The sequence below is a fragment of the Streptococcus sp. LQJ-218 genome, from assembly GCF_003428885.1.
Taxonomy (GTDB): domain Bacteria; phylum Bacillota; class Bacilli; order Lactobacillales; family Streptococcaceae; genus Streptococcus.
This window is the reverse complement of sequence record NZ_QQRU01000001.1, coordinates 39500-56460: the sequence shown is the minus strand read 5'-3', so window position 1 is coordinate 56460 and position 16961 is coordinate 39500. Positions and strand designations below refer to the sequence as shown.

Genomic DNA, 16961 nt, shown 5'->3' with positions numbered 1-16961 from the left:
AAACTAAACCTCTTCTATTTGCCCCTGATGAATGGTTACTACTCTATCGCAGACATCAAGCAACTCTTCCTTATAGTGGGAACTTAAAAGAACCAGCTGTTCTTGTCTATCGATTTGTGCTAGCCTATCAAAAAACTTCTGTCGATAATACTCATCTAAGCCATTTGTAATCTCATCCATGAGCCAGCATTTGGCCTGACTGAGGAAATACATGGCAATCACCAAGCGTTGCTTCATGCCTAAGGAATACTTGCGAATGGGAAGGCTGATATAGTCAGACATTTCCCAGTAATCAATTTCATCCCTTAAGTTCAGATCTGACTTCCAGATGTTTTTTATGAGATGAAGGTAGTCCATCCCACTTAAGTTTCCATCCAGCCATTCAATGCTTTCATAATAAAATAAAGAAGGAGGGGCTACGATATGTCCACTACTTATGGGAATTAAGTTGCTAATGGCGCGGAACAGGGTCGTCTTTCCAGAGCCATTGATAGCAAGAATGCCATAAATCCTACCCTTGTTAAATGTAAAATCAACATCTTGTAAGATGACTTGTCGCGTTTTTAAGGTCACATGAGTAAGCTGCAACATACCTAGTCCTCCTTTTTATCACTCTTTAGGGATTAATAGCCTCCGCTGTAGTAGTTTAGTACCTCATAACGATCGTAATTCCAGCCAGAACCAACTTTATACTCAGAATAGCTGTCATAACGAGACCATGACGGGATAGAAATGTATTGATGGTTGTGATAATTCATACTATACTCAAAAGCGGTATTCCAATCATACCGGTAACTTTTAGTGACTGTCACAGCAGATACACTGGACTGAAAAAGACCAATAATCATAAACTAACTAATTTTTAATGGTTTTATATCATCAATATTGAATGCGCTTTCATTATATCATTTTTCCCGTTTTTATACAACAGATTTTTAGTTTATTTTACTAATATTTACTATTTGTCCTTCCTATCGAATACTTTCGATCTTCCAACTCTTCCAACCTTTAAACCGTATAGCTCCTTGTTGGTCAGTTCGGTAAACTTTGCTATTGATACCTTCCAGTCGGGTCAGGGTTTCCTGATGGGGGAGTTTGGTTCGATTATTCTTTTCAACTGAGATGAGAGTCATCTTTGGTTTGAGCTGTTCTAAAAAGGCTGAACTTGATGATTTTTTAGAGCCATGTTGGCTAGCTTTCAAGGCGTCCACCTCTAGGTCAGGATATTGCTTTAGAAGATCCTTCTCTCCTTTCTCCTCCAAATTTCCCGTGAAGAGAAAGGACTTATCCAAGAGTTTCCCATAGAGAACCAGGGAATCTTCATGACCTCCGTCTCCAATTTTCCTTGGAGATAGGACTTCTAACTGACTGCCAAAAATCGATAAATTCTCCCCTGCTGTCACACTGCGTACCTTGCTTTGGCTTGCTTCTAGTTCTGTCACAAATTCATTCTGTTTCAAACTGCCTTTTGATACCAAAATCTCCCCTACATGGAAGGCCTTGGTCACCTCTAACAAATCTCCAACATGTTCCTTGTCTGTGTTGGTCAAAATTAGCTGGTCAATCTTGGCTACTCCTCGACTTTTAAGATAAGGAATCAAGGTTCTCTGCGCATTACTGGTTGTCGCCTTTTCTTGCCATTTTTCAATTTTCTTATCAGATTCTGCCTTACCGCCCACATCTACGAGAATAGTCTTACCAGTTACATCCCTTAGGAAAATACTTTCTCCTTGCCCTACATCCAGCATGGTAATTTCATTTTCCAGTGGATGCTTGGTCAAGAAAATGAGCCCCACGATAAAGAGACTAAATCCTGCTAGTCTTTTGATATTTTTCCTCATATCATAGAACAAGGCTAATGAAACTAAGAGAAGAATCAAAAGCCATGCATTGGGTTGTCCAAAAACCAGAGGTCTACTTACCACCTGCGATACCAAGCGAATAATACCTTCCAACCATTCAAAGATAACATTCAGCTGAATGACTGGATAGAGAAAGGAAAGGGCAAATAAGATAGACAAGAGCGGTAAGAAGACCAAGTCAAATAGAAAGGAAAAGACAAAGGTCAAAAGGATAGACCAAGGTTGAAATTCCGCAAAATAGAAGGATAGGATGGGTAGTATGCCCAAAGAAATAACCAGACTTTCTCTGGCAACAGCCTTAAGCCCCTCTCCTTCTTTGCTGGTCATGGTCAAGATAAAAGCATAAGCACAAGACAAAACACCTCCTGCCGTCAGGAAAAAGTTGGGCATGACGATAAAGAGGACAAGGACTGTCAAGGCAAAATTATCCAAGCCCTTAACACCATGTTGAGCCAGTAACTTTTGCAAGAGACTGCGAATGACAGAAGCTGAAAATCCTGTCAGACCTGCATAAATAAGAGAAAAGGGATAAGTCATCCATTTCAACTTTTCTTGGGTCAACCCCAGTCGCAAAAGAAGTTTCTTAAAGCCATCCATGAAAAAGCCTACCTGCATACCCGACAAGGCAAAGAGGTGGATAATCCCTAGACTGGAATAAAGTTCATTCATTTCCTCGAAGTCGGTGTCGAGATGTCCTAATAGAAGCCCCGTCATGTAATTGCGCATAGGATCTGGAAAATGCGTCTTGATCCAAACTACAGCCTTTCGACGTAAACTGGATAGGTTTTCACCTATATCCCAACTGCCAACCTTTTGAAGCGACTGGATTCTTTTGATATTGAGAGTCTGGTAAATTCCTTGAGTCTTAAGATAGGCTTGGTAGTCAAAGCCACCAAAATTTCTCTTCCCTTCTGGCACCGAAAGCTTCCCTTCTAGTTCTATCTCATGAAGGTCTGTTAAGGCTTGAAAGGTTTCTTTCTCCTCCTCGGACTGGAGTTTATAATAGACTTGAAAAGTGCGTCCATCAGACTTGCCACGAAAGGATAGACTGTCACCATTGACCTTAATAGTGTCAGGCAAAATCCGTACCCTTTCAATAGAATCCGCTAGGTTCTGACTAGCTTGTGTCTGCTGCCAAGTTTGAAACAGAAACCAAAATCCAAAGATTCCACAAATCACTAGAACTTTGCTAGCAGATTTCCAAGGAAATTGTACAAAGAGACAGACTAGCAGAAAAACAAAGCCCAATAAAGCAAGATAGGATGCTGAAAAAATGGCGTAGTAAAGCCAAAGTAACAGAAAACTCAGATAGATTAGGGGGATAGAGAAATTCTTAATCCACTGTAACATAATCTTTTAACTTTTCTATGGTCTTGGCTCCAATGCCGGATACCTTCTTGAGTTCATCAACCGACTTAAATTTCCCATTTGATTCACGATGGTCGATAATATCCTGGGCTCGTTTTCCTCCCAGCCCCTTGACCTGCTTGAGTTCTTCCAGATTGGCCTTGTTGAGATTGACCTTCTTGTCCTTGCTTGTTGAAGAAGGCGCTCCAGAACCTGTCTGTTGACTAGCTGCTTCTTCTCCTTTAGTTGGAACGTAAACCAGAGCCTCATCACTAACTTTCTGAGCTAGATTGAGTGCCTTGCTGTCTGCTTGCTCTGTCAAGCCACCAGCCTTCTGAACAGCGTCATTGACCCGACTACCGACTGGCAAATCATAAATTCCTGGTGATTTGACAGCACCTTTCACATCTACTGTGATTAGATCTTGTTCAATAGGTTCTTCCTTTTCTTCTTTCTTTACTTCCTTTTCGGACACTGAATTCTTGGAAACAGCTGCGACTTCTGCCTGTAAATTCGTTTCTTTTACAGGTGTTTGTGGAGCTGGCTTTAGCAGGAAAAATCCGCTTACAAGCAAGCCCAGACTAGTACAAATGACGATGATTTTATACTCTTTGATTTTCTCGATAATTGCTTCCATATTTTCTCCTCTCTTAGATTATTCGTAAGAGGAAGAAAAAACAGTTGAAAAATTCTTCTCAACTGCTTATTTATTTGCAAAATAGTCTTCCTTGGTCAAGACATAATGAACTCTTGTCACGATACGGCCTTTTTCATGCTGGTCCATACGAGCATATGGTTCTTCGTGAGAGAAGCACATGCCTGATTTCTCCATGACCTTTCCTGAAGCAGGATTAGCCTTATCGTGAAGGGCTGTCAACTTATTCATTCCGATTTCTTCAAAGGCTAGTTTAATCACGGCACGATTAGCTTCTGTCGTCAAACCTTGATTCCAATATTTTTGATGAATAATATAACCAATGGCTGCCTTTTTAAGAACAGGATCAATCTTGTGCAAGTCAATGGTTCCAATAAACTCTCCACTATTTTTTAGTTCTATACCCCATCGGCCCAAGGGATTGGCTAGATAAAACTGGGCAATATTATTCTTAGTTTCTTCTAAACTTTGATTGGTTGGAAAAGTATAGCGTGTATTTTCTTTGTCTGAGGCATAGTCAAACATTTCTTGCGCATCATTCAAAGTTACAGGTCTAAGCACTAAGCGTTCTGTTTCGATAATTGGATGCTTGGCTAGTTTGATAAATAGTGATTCCATAATGACACCTCCAAAAATAGGTTGCTAAAAAAATAACATAAAAGAAATAGATTTACAAGTTTTTCTTGCAATTTAAAACGGTTTCATATACAATAAAGTCATCACATTTTTGATTTATGAACCGAAATGTGACAACTAAAAGAATCCCGTCAATTGAAAGGTAGGTTATCTCTATGTTAATCGGAATCCCAAAAGAAATTAAGAATAACGAAAACCGTGTTGCTCTCACTCCTGCTGGCGTCCATAGTTTAGTCAGCGGTGGACATCGTGTCCTCATCGAAACAAATGCTGGACTTGGTTCAGGATTTACTGATGCAGACTATCAAAAGCAAGGAGCTGAGATTGTCGCTACTGCTGCTGAAGCCTGGGCTGCCGAATTAGTGGTCAAAGTAAAAGAACCACTGGCTTCTGAATACGGTTATTTGCGCGATGATCTTCTCCTTTTCACCTACTTGCACATGGCTGCTGCCCCAGAATTAGCAGATGCTATGCTTGCAGCTAAAACAACAGGAATTGCCTATGAAACTGTCCGTGACAATCAAGGACAACTACCACTCCTCGTTCCTATGAGTGAGGTTGCAGGTCGTATGGCTGTTCAAATCGGAGCTCATTTCCTAACTAAGCAATCAGGAGGTTCTGGTGTTCTACTAGGTGGTGTGCCGGGTGTTCCAAAAGGAAAAGTAACCATCATCGGTGGTGGTGTCGTAGGGACCCATGCTGCTCGCATTGCCCTTGGACTCGGTGCTCAAGTGACTATTTTAGATATCAGTGCCAAACGTCTCTCAGTTCTAGAAGAAGTCTTTGGAAACCAAATTCAAACTCTTATGTCTAATTCATTCAACATTGAAGCCAGTGTGAGAGATGCGGATGTGGTGATTGGAGCGGTTCTCATCCCTGGTGCCAAAGCACCGAAATTGGTGACTGATGAGATGGTCGAACAAATGCGTCCAGGCTCTGTCATCGTTGACGTAGCTGTTGACCAAGGTGGCGTTATTGAGACAGCTGACCGTGTGACAACGCACGATGAGCCTGTTTATGAAAAACACGGTGTCCTTCACTATGCTGTTGCCAATATCCCTGGTGCTGTTGCCCGTACTTCAACCATCGCCCTAACCAATGTCACTCTTCCTTATATCGAAGCTTTGGCTGGCAAAGGATTCTCACAAGCAATCTCTGAAGATGAGGGCTTGCGTCAAGGTGTGACCACTTATCAAGGTTACTTAACTAGCCTTCCAGTTGCCGAAGGACTCGATAAAGATCATACTTCTATCGACGAACTTGTTTAAAGCTAGACACTCATAAAACGAGCGGTTCACATCTGAACTGCTCTTTTTTACTATTCTGTTTCTTGGTTCTTTTCCTCAACCTTAACTGGAACTGGTTCATAAGCTCGGATAATCTGAGCGACAACTGGATGACGAACCACATCCTTAGCTGAAAAATGAATAAAGTCGATTTGGTGAATGTTCTTGAGCTTTTCTTGGGCATCAATCAAACCAGACTTGATATTACGCGGCAAGTCAATCTGACTGATATCTCCATTGACAATCATCTTAGAATTAAAACCTAAACGCGTCAAGAACATCTTCATCTGCATGATAGTCGTATTTTGTGCCTCATCGAGAATGACAAAAGCATCGTCCAAGGTCCGACCACGCATGTAAGCAAGGGGCGCAATTTCGATAATCTCACGCTCCATAAGACGAGTCGTTTGATCTTTGCCCAGAATCTGATACAAGGCATCGTAAACAGGGCGAAGGTAAGGATCCACCTTCTCCTTGAGATCACCCGGAAGAAATCCAAGACTCTCTCCTGCTTCAACGGCTGGACGAGTTAGGATAATTCTCTTAACCTGACCACGTTTAAGGGCAGTAACCGCCAAGGTCACTGCAAGAAAGGTCTTCCCTGTCCCTGCAGGTCCGATTCCAAAGGTCACATCATGCTGTTTAACACTGTCAACATACAGTTTTTGACCATGCTAATCGCAGTCACCACATCTGGTGTGCCAACGGTCATCCCACGATTGACCAAGACCATCAAAGCCTGAATAACCTGACGGGCTTCCTCACAGGCAGCCTCTTCGCCCAAAACCTGGACAATCTCCGTACGAGCATGAATCACCACATCAAGCTCTTCTTCCATCAAACGAAGATGGCGCTCGTTGGATCCAAAAAGATGAAATAAGTCATCTGGATGACTCAGTTGAATGTCTATTGAATGTTCCTTCAAATAAAGAACCTCTCTAATCCTTTTATTTCTTTTTATTATAGCAAAGGGATGGAGAAATTACTAGCCCAAACCCAATGAATCATGCTAGTGTTCTAAGTATTCTTGCCAGATAGCGTCAAAGTCCCCTAGGTTAAAAGAGAAACTGGCATGTTCCTCCAAAAAGCGACTCACCTCATCAAAATCATCTGTGTGTTTTGGGAAGGCTGACTCCTCAAAGGCAAGATCTGCTAAAATCGCTTTAGGACTATTGCTTTTAGGATTGCGCTCGGTCATGAGCCAAGTGTAAAATGATTTTCTCATAACCCTCCCTAAATCAACTCTGTCCCAAACTGGTCTTGTTTGATTTTTCCAGCTTTCATTAAACTACCTAAAGCTTTCTTGAATTGACCTTTAGAAATGCCAAAGGTTGCTTTGATGTCTTCTGGAGATGACTTATCATTTAAGGTCATGAAACCACTATTGCTTTCCAAGTAGGTCAAAATCATCTGGGCATCATTTTCCAACATTTCAAAGGAACGTGGTTTGAGAGAGAGGTTCAAGGTGCGGTCCACTTCACGGAAACCAATGACACGCGCATCTAATACTTGCCCCAAACGTGGCTCTGAATAGCGCTCGCTAGGATGGATAAAGCCAAGCATGTTATTTTCTGGCAGATAAACAAAGGTCCCTGACAGCTTGAGGCGGTAAACAATGGCTGGCCAGTTTTGATTCTGCATGTTATTGTAGGCAGGACGAGCCAGACGTTGGAAGTCTTCTTGATAAGCCAAGAGGCCCCAGATACGGTCCTTCTTGTCCACTTCAAGACGAATGTATAGGCGATCGCCCTTCTTAGGCCAGAGTTCCTTGAGCTCAGGGAGGATATCGAGTGACACAACGATTTCTTTATCAGGTAGACCTGTATCCACAAAGACACCCAAGTCCTTACGAACTTCCGTTACACTTCCCCAACCAAATTGGTCCTGAGTGGCAGTCACTTCTAAGGTTGTCAGGCGGAGTTTTTGCTTCATATCCGTGTAGGCAAAACCTTTGACCGTATCGCCTACTGTATGTTGACCTTCTTCCTTAGCAAGTGCATAGGTTTGACCATCCTTTTGCACAAAGTAAAAACGGTCGTTTTCATCGATAATAAGTCCAACGATAAAACTTGCAAGATTTGTATTCATATTTCCTTCTTTCGAATAAAACTCAGCCAGCAATGCCAACTGAGTTTTCTGTTTATTTTTAGACTTCCAAAAGTTCTTTTTCTTTGTTGGCAGTCATGTCGTCGATGTGTTTAACAGCATCATCTGTTACTTTTTGAATATCTTTTTCAAGAGTCTTCAATTCGTCTTCAGTGATTTCTTTAGCTTTTTCTTGTTTCTTGGCTTCGTCCATAGCATCACGACGGATATTACGGATAGCTACTTTAGCATTCTCACCGACCTTTTTCACTTCTTTAGCAAGGTCACGACGAGTTTCTTCTGTGAGAGCAGGGATCACCAAACGAATAACTGAACCGTCATTAGCTGGTGTGATACCAAGATCAGAAGCGTTCAAGGCACGTTCGATGTCTTTCAATGAAGACTTGTCAAATGGTGTTACCAACAAAACACGCGCTTCTGGGATTGTGATAGAAGCAATTTGGTTAAGTGGTGTTTCAACACCATAGTACTCAACGTGGATGCGGTCAAGCAAGCTAGCATTAGCACGGCCAGCACGAATACTTCCAAACTCACGAGCAAGTGAGTGGTGAGATTGGGTCATTCTCTCTTTTGCTTTTTCTACGATTGCGTTTGCCATAATGATTTCTTATTCCTTTTCTTCGATATTATTTGAAACTGTAGTTCCGATATTTTCACCAAATACAACACGTTTAATATTTCCTGGTTGGTTCATGTTGAAAACTACCAAGTCAATATCATTGTCCATTGAAAGTGTTGAAGCGGTTGAGTCCATGATACGGAGACCTTTATTAATGACGTCACGGTGAGTCAACTCTTCAAATTTAACGGCTGTCTTATCTTTTTTAGGATCAGCATTGTAGACACCGTCAACCCCATTTTTAGCCATAAGAATGGCATCTGCTTCGATCTCCGCTGCACGAAGGGCCGCAGTTGTATCTGTTGAGAAGTATGGTGAACCAATTCCCGCACCAAAGATAACGATACGGCCTTTTTCAAGGTGGCGAAGGGCACGTCCACGTACATAAGGCTCTGCCACTTGTTGCATAGCAATGGCAGTTTGTACACGCGTATCGACCCCAACTTGTTGCAATGAATCTGCCATCACAAGAGCATTCATAACAGTCCCAAGCATTCCTGTGTAATCTGCCTGAACGCGGTCCATTCCTGCTTCTGCAGCAGGTTCACCACGCCAGAGATTTCCTCCACCGATAACAAGGGCAATTTCGATACCTAAGCTATGAACTTCTTGAATCTCTCTTGCGATTGTTTGAACTGTTTGGATATCAATCCCTATGCCACGTTCACCGGCAAGGGCTTCACCTGATAACTTGATTAAAATACGTTTATACTTGGGATTCGCCATTTTCACTCTCCTTCTTTTATCTTACCTATTCTACCACAATTTCTAAGATTTTTATAGTATCATGAGTAATTCTTTCAAAAAAATTAGACAGTCAAAAATTTCTCTAAGTCGCTAAGGGCACGCTCTGCAATTTTTTCATAACGAGCCTTCTTATCACGGATACGTTCACCTTCCAACTCCTTGATGATTCCAAAATTGACATTCATTGGTTGGAAATGTTTGCTGTCTGCATGAGTGATGTAATGAGCTAGACTTCCAATCGCTGTTGTTTCTGGGAAGATAGCCTCACTTTCTCCCTTGAAGAGACGAGCGGCATTAATTCCCGCAACCAAGCCTGATGCCGCTGACTCAACATAGCCTTCCACACCCGTCATCTGACCAGCAAAGAAGAGATTTGGTTGTTTCTTAGAACGATAAGTCTGCTCAAGAAGATTCGGTGAATCCATGTAAGAATTGCGATGCATAACACCATAACGGACGAACTCAGCATTCTCAAGACCTGGAATCATTTGGAAGATTCGTTTTTGTTCGCCCCATTTAAGGTGAGTTTGAAAACCAACGATGTTATAAAGACTTCCAGCTGCATTGTCCTGACGAAGTTGAACAACCGCGTAAGGTGTTTTGAATTCTCCATCACGAGGTCCTGTGTAGTCGTCTGGATACTCAAGACCCACTGGTTTCATAGGTCCATAAAGCATGGTTTTAATACCTCGCTTGGCCATGACTTCGATAGGCATACATCCTTCAAAATACTTTTCTTTTTCAAAAGAATTAAGCGGTGCTTCTTCCGCATTAACCAAGGCTTCATGGAAATCCATAAATTCTTGCTTAGTCATGGGCGCGTTAAGATAAGCCGCTTCTCCCTTATCATAACGAGACTTGAGATAGACCTTGCTCATATCGATCGTGTTCACGTCGATAATAGGTGCTGCCGCATCGTAGAAATAGAAACCATCGCCATCATTAAGGGCATGAATCTTCTCAGCTAGGGCATTGCTGGTCAAAGGACCAGTCGCCACAACTGTAATCACATCTGTCGGCAATGCTGTAATTTCATCACGAACCACTTCAATCAAAGGATGGTTGGCAACTTTTTCGGTCACCATTTGAGAGAAACCATCACGGTCCACCGCAAGAGCTCCTCCTGCAGGAACACGGGTTGCTTCAGCAGATTCCAAGATAACAGAGCCCAAGCGACGCATTTCTTCCTTGAGGAGCCCGACAGCATTTGTCAAAGCATCCCCACGAAGTGAATTGGAACAAACTAATTCAGCAAAATTGTCTGTTTTGTGCTGAGGAGTTGACTTGACACCACGCATTTCATAAAGTTTAACTGGAATACCACGTTCTGCAATTTGGTAGGCTGCTTCAGAACCTGCCAAACCAGCACCGATAACATTGATATAAGATTGAGACACGACACTAATACCTCTTTGGGTGGGACCTAAGTCCATATCAAAATAAGCTACTAGACTATTTGACACCCACAAATCTTTCTAATTTTTTCTTCTACTAGTATAACAAAAAAAGGGAAGAAGGCAAACTTCCCTGTTTAGTTGTTTTCTTGATGTTCTTCCCAATCATGGTAGGCAGCGTAGAGCTGGCTTTTATTCCACTGGTAAAACTTAGCAACTTCCTTGATGGCTTGATTTTTCTTCATGCCTTGCTGGATGCGGGCTTGGATTTCTAGAAACAAGTCTTCCTCATCTTTTTCTTCCACATCCTGACTGGCACCTTCAACGATGAGAAGACATTCGCCCTTGAGTGGTGTTTCAGAGATGCTTTCCAGTAACTCTGAGATTTTTCCTCGTTGGTATTCTTCATAAATCTTAGTCAATTCTCGAACTAGAACTACTGGACGGTCACCATAGACATCTAGCATATTTTCTAACGTATCTGCCACACGGTGAGGTGATTCATAGAAAATTTGAGTCTCAGGATAATCTTTTTTCAAGTCAAAAAATTGCTTTTGCTGGCCTGATTTTCTTGGTAAAAAGCCGTAAAAGATATGTGGCTGTGGCGCTAGGCCACTGGCAATCAAGGCAGAAATCCCTGCAGAAGCACCTGGAATTGTGACAACGGCAATTTCTTCCTCAATCGCCGCCTTAACCAAATCATGACCAGGGTCTGAGATGCTCGGCAGACCCGCATCAGAAACCTGAGCAATACTTTGCCCTGCTTTCAGGAAACCAATCAAATCAGGAATCTTTTCCTTGGCATTGTGCTCATGAAAACTAATCTGCTTGGTAGAAATGTCAAAATGCTTGAGAAGAAGCCCAGTATTACGAGTATCTTCAGCAGCAATCCAGTCTACTTCTTTCAAGGTCTGAATAGCTCGCAATGTCATATCATCTAGATTGCCAATCGGCGTTGCTACTAGGTACAGCTTGCCATAGGGAGACTGCCCCTTAAAACTTTTTTGAATTTGCATGCCTACTCCCTGTATAACAACTCGTCACAGAACATACATTCCTCGTCTTGCTCTCGACGTTGTCCATAAAAATCATTACAAACGTGAAATCCATCACGGTAAATGCGACGAATACTTTCACGAACATGCTTAGTCTTGACGGGAGCACCTGCTTCCACCTCACCCAAGCGTTCGCGCAACTTACTATTTTCCAAGCGAAGAGCTGTATTTTCTTCTACTAGACTCTTGAGATTTTTCTTGATGGCTTCCACATCGGCTAAGGTTACCAATAACTGTTGGGAAAAATCATCCAGCGCGTCAAATAATTCTTTTTTGTCCATAAAACAGCCCTTTCCTTTCTTTATCATTCATTTTTGAGTTTATATTTCTTTCAAAACCAGATAATCCATGGCATTTTGAAAGCTGACATTAGCCTGCCACATTTTTCTTGCTTCTAGTAAATCTTGTAAAATCACCCGAGCTCTTGCTTGCAAGAGATCCTGCCCACAGAGGACTTCAAGAATCCGCAAAACCTGATCTTGTTTTTCCTTATCATCTGCCAAGCTAGCTAGTTTAGCAACTTGCAAATAACTTTCTTTTTTCTTAGCTACTAACCAAGTCAGCAGTCGTTCACTTTCATCGACCAAGGTCCAAAAACTTGCCTGATTGGCTAACTTTTCTGCTTCAGCGCGCGATTGGGCAAACTGAGCTAAAAGAGTCGCTTTTTTCTTAACCAGTCCCATTTGTTCTAAGAGCAAGATAAGCTTCTCTTCTTGCTTTTTAAAGTGGAAGACCTGAGTCCTACTACGGATGGTCGGTAAAATCTTTTCCTCATCGCTGGTCAATAAGAAAATGTAAACTTCACTCTGGGGTTCTTCGATGACTTTAAGCAGAGAGTTAGCTGCGTTGGGATGCATTTTCTCAGCTTGATCGATAATAAAGACCTGTTGCTGGTTTTCAATCCCTGCTTGGGAAAACTGACCCACCAATTCTCGAATCCGTTCTGTCTTGATGATCTGATTGACTGGCTTAATCAAAGTGATATCGGGAAACTCTTCCTGTTCAATCAGCTTGCAATTTCGGCATTTCTCACATGGTAAAACACCTACTTTATCTGTACAAAAGAGGCTCTTAGCCAAAAATTGCGCCATTTCCAAGCTCCCAAAGAAACCTGAAAAGAGATAGGCGTGATTGAGTTGATCTTGTTCTAGGATACGGACAAAGCGATCAAACTGGACTGGTTGCCAAGCCTTTAGTTGATCTTGTTTCATTTAGCTAATCTCATTCTATCAAACAAGACAGCCTTGGTAGTTTCCACCACCTGCTCCAAAGGAAAACTAGCATCAATCTTGACAATACGACTTCCTTCTTTGTCAAGGAGAGAAAGGTAACCTTGACGGACTTTTTTATGCAAGTCCAACCCTTCCAAGTCCAAACGATTGACCTCGCGATTGCTATTAGCAGCAATGCGAGCTAGGCCTTCTTCCACCTCGATGTCAAAATAGAGTGTCAAATCAGGTTTAAGGTCATCTGTCGCAAAGTGATTGAGCCAATCAATGGCGTCAATATCCAAGCCACGACCAAATCCCTGATAGGCAACGGAACTATCGATGAAGCGGTCCATAATAACTAGTTTTCCAGCTTCAAGTGCAGGAAGAACTTTTTCCACCAAGTGCTGCCTGCGACTGGCAATATAGAGGAGAAGCTCCGTCTTAGGGTCCATTTCAGTATGACTAGGATCTAGAATCACTTCACGAATCTTTTCTCCAATCAAAACCCCGCCTGGTTCACGGGTGCTTAAAACTTCTATTCCCCTATCCTCTAATATAGGGATTAGGGCTTCAAGAACGCTTGTCTTTCCCGCTCCCTCTGGTCCCTCAAGAGAGACTAAAAATCCTTTTGACATGTCTGACTCATTTCTATTTTTCTCTCTTCTATTCTATCAAAAAAATAGGGATTTGTGAAAAGCTTTTTTCATTTCACTCTTTGTAATAAAAAAGAGGTTGAGTTTTAACACTCACCTCTTATTTGCCTAATTCTTGAGTTCGTTTGTAGGCTTGGTTGACAGCGTCCATAACGGTTCCTCTAAAAGCATGTTCTTCTAGACTTGCTACACCAGCGATAGTCGAACCACCTGGGCTACATACTTGGTCTTTCAAGACTCCAGGATGTTGCTGACTTTCTAGTACCATTTGACCTGCACCAACTACTGTTTGAGCTGCCATTTTCAGAGCCATTTCTCTTGGCAATCCTGTCTGAACTCCTGCATCTGCCAAGGCTTCGATAAAAAGATAGACAAAGGCAGGGCCACAACCTGCAAGCCCTGTCGCAGCATCGATTAAACCATCACTTATTTCAACTAACTGGCCAGCCTTGGCTAACAGTTGACAAAAAAGGTCATTGTCTTCTGGATGACTGTTTGCAGACAAGGCATAGCTAATCACCCCTTGCCCAATAGCAACAGGTGTATTAGGCATGATGCGAATAATTCGGTGCTGACTTGGGATAAGACTCGCTAGTTTTTCTAAAGTTAATCCAGCTGCCATCGAAATCAAAAGAAGACTCTCTCGTTTTTCAAGAATGGTCTGATATTGAGTAAGCAAGTCTGAGAACTGAGCTGGCTTAACACCTAGAAAAATCACATCTGCTTCTGCAAAGATTTCGTCATTGCTAGAAGCCAGACCACCATAATTAGCAATAAAAGCCTCCACCTTAGCTTGACTACGGTTGGCAAGGAGAATCTGATGACTCGTTTTTGCTTGTAAGACAGCCTTAGCCAAGCTGGAACCCATATTCCCCAAGCCGATAAATCCAATCTTCATCTCTTACTCCCTTATCTGTCCATTCCCAGTAACCACATATTTGTAGCTGGTCAATTCCTTCAAGCCCATTGGACCACGCGCATGCAGTTTCTGAGTAGAAATCCCCATTTCACAGCCAAGACCAAATTGGCCACCATCGGTGAAACGAGTTGAAGCATTGACATAGACTGCTGCAGAGTCCACTTGATCTGTAAAGTAAGCTGCAGCTTCAGCGTTTTCCGTCACAATGGCATCCGAATGATGAGTACTATGGGATTCAATATGCGCAACCGCTTCTTCTAAACTGCTCACAACTTTAACAGCTAGGACATAGTCCAAAAACTCAGTATCAAAATCTTGGGCCTCAGCTGCTTGACCTGAAACAAACTGACTTGCTTGGCTATCCAAGCGGAATTGAATTGGTTCCAACCCAGCTTCTTTTCGATCGGCAACCAGCACTTGCTCCAAGCGAGGAAGGAAGTTTGCTGCCTTGTCTTCATGAATCAGCAGAACCTCCATGGCATTACAGACAGAAGGACGACTGGTTTTAGCATTGTTGATGATAGATAAAGCCTTATCTTCATCTGCGTCCTTATCGACATAAACATGAACAATCCCAGTCCCTGTTTCGATGACAGGTACAATAGCATTTTCAACCACCGCATTGATCAAACCAGCACCCCCTCGTGGAATAAGAAGATCTAGATAACCCTTGGCCTTCATCATAGCATAACTACTTTCACGGCTAGTATCTTCCACCAGTTGAATCACATCTGGATGAATGGTCGTGGTCTCCAAGCCCTTCTTCAGGGCTGTGACAATAGCATGGGCTGTTTGATAGGCGTCCTTTCCACTACGAAGAACAACCGCATTTCCACTCTTGAGAGCCAAAGCAGCCGCGTCAGACGTCACATTTGGACGGCTTTCATAGATAATACCGATAACACCCATAGCCACACGTTTCTTGGTGATGACCAAACCATTTTCAAGCTGATTGGTTTCTAAAACTTCACCGATTGGATCTGGTAAGGCAACCACTTCACGAATCCCAGTTGCCATCGCTTCTATACGACTTGCATCCAAATAAAGACGATCCAGCATTACATCTGAGATTTTACCTTTAGCGGCTTCCATATCGAGGGCATTGGCTGCTAAAATCTCCTCAGTAGCTACTAATAAGTGATCAGCCATGGCTAACAAGGCTTGGTTTTTTACCTCTTCACTAGCTGTATTGATCGATTTTTTAACAGCCTGTACCTGTTCAAATTGTTCTTGTGTACTTACCATAGTTTACCTCTAAAATTCTGTAAAGAGTAGTTGGATTTCAGGAGTAATGGAAATCCAGTCATCGCGGTGAATCAAGACACCCTTGGCTTTTTGAGAACGCAACATATCCTCCAAAGCAGATGCTCCAAATTGCACACGTCCCTTTCCAAGTGATTTTCCGCTTTCCTTGTTAAATACTGTCACGATATCACCGTAAGAAAAGGCTCCTTCTGCGTCAACGACACCAGATAAAAGGAGGCTCTTTCCATGTTGAGAGAGAGCATCTGCAGCCCCTTTATCTACCCAAATCGTTCCCTGACTTTGAGCATAGAAGGCCAGCCATTGTTTCTGGGTACGAAGTCCCTTCTCTTGGGCAACAAAGTAGGAACCATCCTTGGTCTCCTCCGCTGCTTCAATCATGGCATCTGCCTTCAAGGATGAGCAGATATAAACAGGAACTCCTGATTCCGTCGCAATAGTCGCTGCTTTGATTTTGGTTAACATACCCCCAGTTCCGTTTGAAGAACCTGCTCCACCGGCCATATCAATAATCTCACGATTGATGGTCTCGATTCGCTCCAAGCGTTTAGCTTTTGGATCCGAGTTAGGATTACCCGTATAAAGACCGTCTACATCTGTTAAGAGAACCAAAAGGTTTGCTTGGACCATGGCCGCTACCTGGGCACTCAGAGTATCATTGTCCCCAACCTTGAGCTCATCAATGACGACACTATCATTCTCGTTGATGATAGGAATTGCCCCACGGCTAAGTAAAACTGACAAAGCCTGATGCGCATTTTTATAACGACGCTTATCCACAAAGTCATCCTGGGTCAACAAAATCTGTGCAGAAACGATTTGACGCAAGAGAAGGTTGGTCGTGTATTCTTCCAAGAGTAAACCTTGACCAACAGCAGCTGAAGCCTGTTTATCAGCAATCTTAGTCGGACGCTTTTTAAATCCTAAGGCTCCAAAACCAGCTGCAACAGCCCCAGAAGACACCAAAATCAATTCATGACCAGCCTCGTGCAACATGGCCAACTGTTGGGTGATAGCTTTTACTTTACTACGTGATAAACTTCCATCCTCATTTGTCAGAGAAGAAGTTCCCACTTTAAAAACAATTCGTTTGTTTTTCATATTCTCACTCCGATTCTTCATATTTATCCATTATAACATGAATGGCAGGAAATAGAAAAGAGTTGATAGGAAAAAGGTTGAGACAAGCTATCTCAACCTTTTATCAA

Annotated in this window: 18 protein-coding genes and 1 pseudogene; 1 reads left to right on the top strand and 18 read right to left on the bottom strand. The window is 42.4% G+C overall.

Translation table 11 applies throughout. The features are described 5' to 3' along the window. Positions 1 to 3: 3 nt before the first annotated feature. From D2908_RS00410 to D2908_RS00390, 5 genes are all read right to left on the bottom strand, one after another. Positions 4 to 591 carry an ABC transporter ATP-binding protein gene (locus D2908_RS00410; RefSeq protein ID WP_117304069.1) on the bottom strand — a complete coding sequence of 196 codons (588 nt, stop codon included), beginning with the start codon at positions 589 to 591 and terminating at the stop codon, positions 4 to 6. Positions 592 to 623: 32 nt separating this feature from the next. After that, positions 624 to 848 (bottom strand): hypothetical protein, encoded by a 225-nt coding sequence (locus D2908_RS00405; RefSeq protein ID WP_117304068.1) that lies wholly within the window; start codon positions 846 to 848, stop codon positions 624 to 626. 123 nt (positions 849 to 971) lie between these two features. Further along, positions 972 to 3212, bottom strand: a complete 2241-nt coding sequence (locus D2908_RS00400) for a DNA internalization-related competence protein ComEC/Rec2 (protein WP_117304066.1) — start codon at positions 3210 to 3212, stop codon at positions 972 to 974. After that, entirely contained in the window at positions 3196 to 3846 is a 651-nt protein-coding gene (locus D2908_RS00395; RefSeq protein WP_117304064.1) for a helix-hairpin-helix domain-containing protein, read from the bottom strand. The genes D2908_RS00400 and D2908_RS00395 overlap by 17 nt, the downstream gene beginning before the upstream one ends. Before the next feature lie 66 nt (positions 3847 to 3912). Next, entirely contained in the window at positions 3913 to 4482 is a 570-nt protein-coding gene (locus tag D2908_RS00390) for a GNAT family N-acetyltransferase (RefSeq protein ID WP_117304063.1), read from the bottom strand. 173 nt (positions 4483 to 4655) lie between these two features. Here D2908_RS00390 and ald point away from each other — a divergent pair, with 173 nt between their 5' ends. After that, positions 4656 to 5768, top strand: a complete 1113-nt coding sequence (gene ald / locus D2908_RS00385; protein WP_117304061.1) for an alanine dehydrogenase — start codon at positions 4656 to 4658, stop codon at positions 5766 to 5768. A gap of 50 nt (positions 5769 to 5818) precedes the next feature. Here the strand turns inward: ald and D2908_RS00380 are convergent. The 13 genes and pseudogenes from D2908_RS00380 to proB all read right to left on the bottom strand — a co-directional run bounded on the left by D2908_RS00380 (position 5819) and on the right by proB (position 16854). Further along, a pseudogene (locus tag D2908_RS00380) lies at positions 5819 to 6711 on the bottom strand (PhoH family protein). A gap of 84 nt (positions 6712 to 6795) precedes the next feature. After that, entirely contained in the window at positions 6796 to 7011 is a 216-nt protein-coding gene (locus D2908_RS00375; protein ID WP_001232084.1) for a YozE family protein, read from the bottom strand. An 8-nt stretch (positions 7012 to 7019) separates the two neighbouring features. After that, a complete protein-coding gene (gene cvfB, locus D2908_RS00370) occupies positions 7020 to 7874 on the bottom strand; it encodes an RNA-binding virulence regulatory protein CvfB (RefSeq protein ID WP_117304060.1) in 855 nt (284 codons plus the stop codon). Positions 7875 to 7932: 58 nt separating this feature from the next. Then, positions 7933 to 8490, bottom strand: coding sequence for a ribosome recycling factor (frr, locus tag D2908_RS00365; RefSeq protein ID WP_084910961.1), 558 nt, complete (start codon positions 8488 to 8490; stop codon positions 7933 to 7935). Between the two features lie 9 nt (positions 8491 to 8499). Beyond that, a complete protein-coding gene (gene pyrH, locus D2908_RS00360; RefSeq protein WP_117304058.1) occupies positions 8500 to 9237 on the bottom strand; it encodes a UMP kinase in 738 nt (245 codons plus the stop codon). An 83-nt stretch (positions 9238 to 9320) separates the two neighbouring features. Next, positions 9321 to 10655 carry a methylenetetrahydrofolate--tRNA-(uracil(54)-C(5))-methyltransferase (FADH(2)-oxidizing) TrmFO gene (gene trmFO / locus D2908_RS00355; RefSeq protein ID WP_165847411.1) on the bottom strand — a complete coding sequence of 445 codons (1335 nt, stop codon included), beginning with the start codon at positions 10653 to 10655 and terminating at the stop codon, positions 9321 to 9323. 134 nt (positions 10656 to 10789) lie between these two features. Further along, positions 10790 to 11668, bottom strand: coding sequence for a 16S rRNA (cytidine(1402)-2'-O)-methyltransferase (gene rsmI, locus D2908_RS00350; RefSeq protein ID WP_117304057.1), 879 nt, complete (start codon positions 11666 to 11668; stop codon positions 10790 to 10792). A gap of 2 nt (positions 11669 to 11670) precedes the next feature. Further along, on the bottom strand, positions 11671 to 11988 hold the full coding sequence (gene yabA, locus D2908_RS00345; RefSeq protein ID WP_117304055.1) for a DNA replication initiation control protein YabA: 318 nt from the start codon (positions 11986 to 11988) through the stop codon (positions 11671 to 11673). 39 nt (positions 11989 to 12027) lie between these two features. After that, positions 12028 to 12918: a DNA polymerase III subunit delta' gene (locus D2908_RS00340; RefSeq protein WP_117304054.1), complete on the bottom strand. Its 891-nt coding sequence runs from the start codon at positions 12916 to 12918 to the stop codon at positions 12028 to 12030. Beyond that, positions 12915 to 13553, bottom strand: a complete 639-nt coding sequence (gene tmk, locus D2908_RS00335; protein ID WP_117304052.1) for a dTMP kinase — start codon at positions 13551 to 13553, stop codon at positions 12915 to 12917. Before tmk ends, D2908_RS00340 begins: the two co-directional genes overlap by 4 nt. A 118-nt stretch (positions 13554 to 13671) precedes the next feature. Further along, the gene (proC, locus tag D2908_RS00330; protein WP_117304051.1) at positions 13672 to 14469 is read right to left on the bottom strand and encodes a pyrroline-5-carboxylate reductase; all 798 of its coding nucleotides are present in this window, start codon (positions 14467 to 14469) and stop codon (positions 13672 to 13674) included. A gap of 3 nt (positions 14470 to 14472) precedes the next feature. After that, positions 14473 to 15735: a glutamate-5-semialdehyde dehydrogenase gene (locus D2908_RS00325; protein WP_117304049.1), complete on the bottom strand. Its 1263-nt coding sequence runs from the start codon at positions 15733 to 15735 to the stop codon at positions 14473 to 14475. Positions 15736 to 15744: 9 nt separating this feature from the next. After that, positions 15745 to 16854: a glutamate 5-kinase gene (proB, locus tag D2908_RS00320; RefSeq protein ID WP_240628261.1), complete on the bottom strand. Its 1110-nt coding sequence runs from the start codon at positions 16852 to 16854 to the stop codon at positions 15745 to 15747. Positions 16855 to 16961: the final 107 nt, after the last annotated feature.

Coding starts and splice junctions, on each gene's coding strand:
- frr (WP_084910961.1), bottom strand. CDS start 8,490: ATGGCAAACGCAATCGTAGAAAAAGCAAAAGAGAGAATGACCCAATCT.
- D2908_RS00400 (WP_117304066.1), bottom strand. CDS start 3,212: ATGTTACAGTGGATTAAGAATTTCTCTATCCCCCTAATCTATCTGAGT.
- D2908_RS00340 (WP_117304054.1), bottom strand. CDS start 12,918: ATGAAACAAGATCAACTAAAGGCTTGGCAACCAGTCCAGTTTGATCGC.
- D2908_RS00390 (WP_117304063.1), bottom strand. CDS start 4,482: ATGGAATCACTATTTATCAAACTAGCCAAGCATCCAATTATCGAAACA.
- D2908_RS00395 (WP_117304064.1), bottom strand. CDS start 3,846: ATGGAAGCAATTATCGAGAAAATCAAAGAGTATAAAATCATCGTCATT.
- ald (WP_117304061.1), top strand. CDS start 4,656: ATGTTAATCGGAATCCCAAAAGAAATTAAGAATAACGAAAACCGTGTT.
- rsmI (WP_117304057.1), bottom strand. CDS start 11,668: ATGCAAATTCAAAAAAGTTTTAAGGGGCAGTCTCCCTATGGCAAGCTG.
- D2908_RS00375 (WP_001232084.1), bottom strand. CDS start 7,011: ATGAGAAAATCATTTTACACTTGGCTCATGACCGAGCGCAATCCTAAA.
- tmk (WP_117304052.1), bottom strand. CDS start 13,553: ATGTCAAAAGGATTTTTAGTCTCTCTTGAGGGACCAGAGGGAGCGGGA.
- cvfB (WP_117304060.1), bottom strand. CDS start 7,874: ATGAATACAAATCTTGCAAGTTTTATCGTTGGACTTATTATCGATGAA.
- proC (WP_117304051.1), bottom strand. CDS start 14,469: ATGAAGATTGGATTTATCGGCTTGGGGAATATGGGTTCCAGCTTGGCT.
- D2908_RS00325 (WP_117304049.1), bottom strand. CDS start 15,735: ATGGTAAGTACACAAGAACAATTTGAACAGGTACAGGCTGTTAAAAAA.
- proB (WP_240628261.1), bottom strand. CDS start 16,854: ATGAAAAACAAACGAATTGTTTTTAAAGTGGGAACTTCTTCTCTGACA.
- pyrH (WP_117304058.1), bottom strand. CDS start 9,237: ATGGCGAATCCCAAGTATAAACGTATTTTAATCAAGTTATCAGGTGAA.
- D2908_RS00410 (WP_117304069.1), bottom strand. CDS start 591: ATGTTGCAGCTTACTCATGTGACCTTAAAAACGCGACAAGTCATCTTA.
- D2908_RS00405 (WP_117304068.1), bottom strand. CDS start 848: ATGATTATTGGTCTTTTTCAGTCCAGTGTATCTGCTGTGACAGTCACT.
- yabA (WP_117304055.1), bottom strand. CDS start 11,988: ATGGACAAAAAAGAATTATTTGACGCGCTGGATGATTTTTCCCAACAG.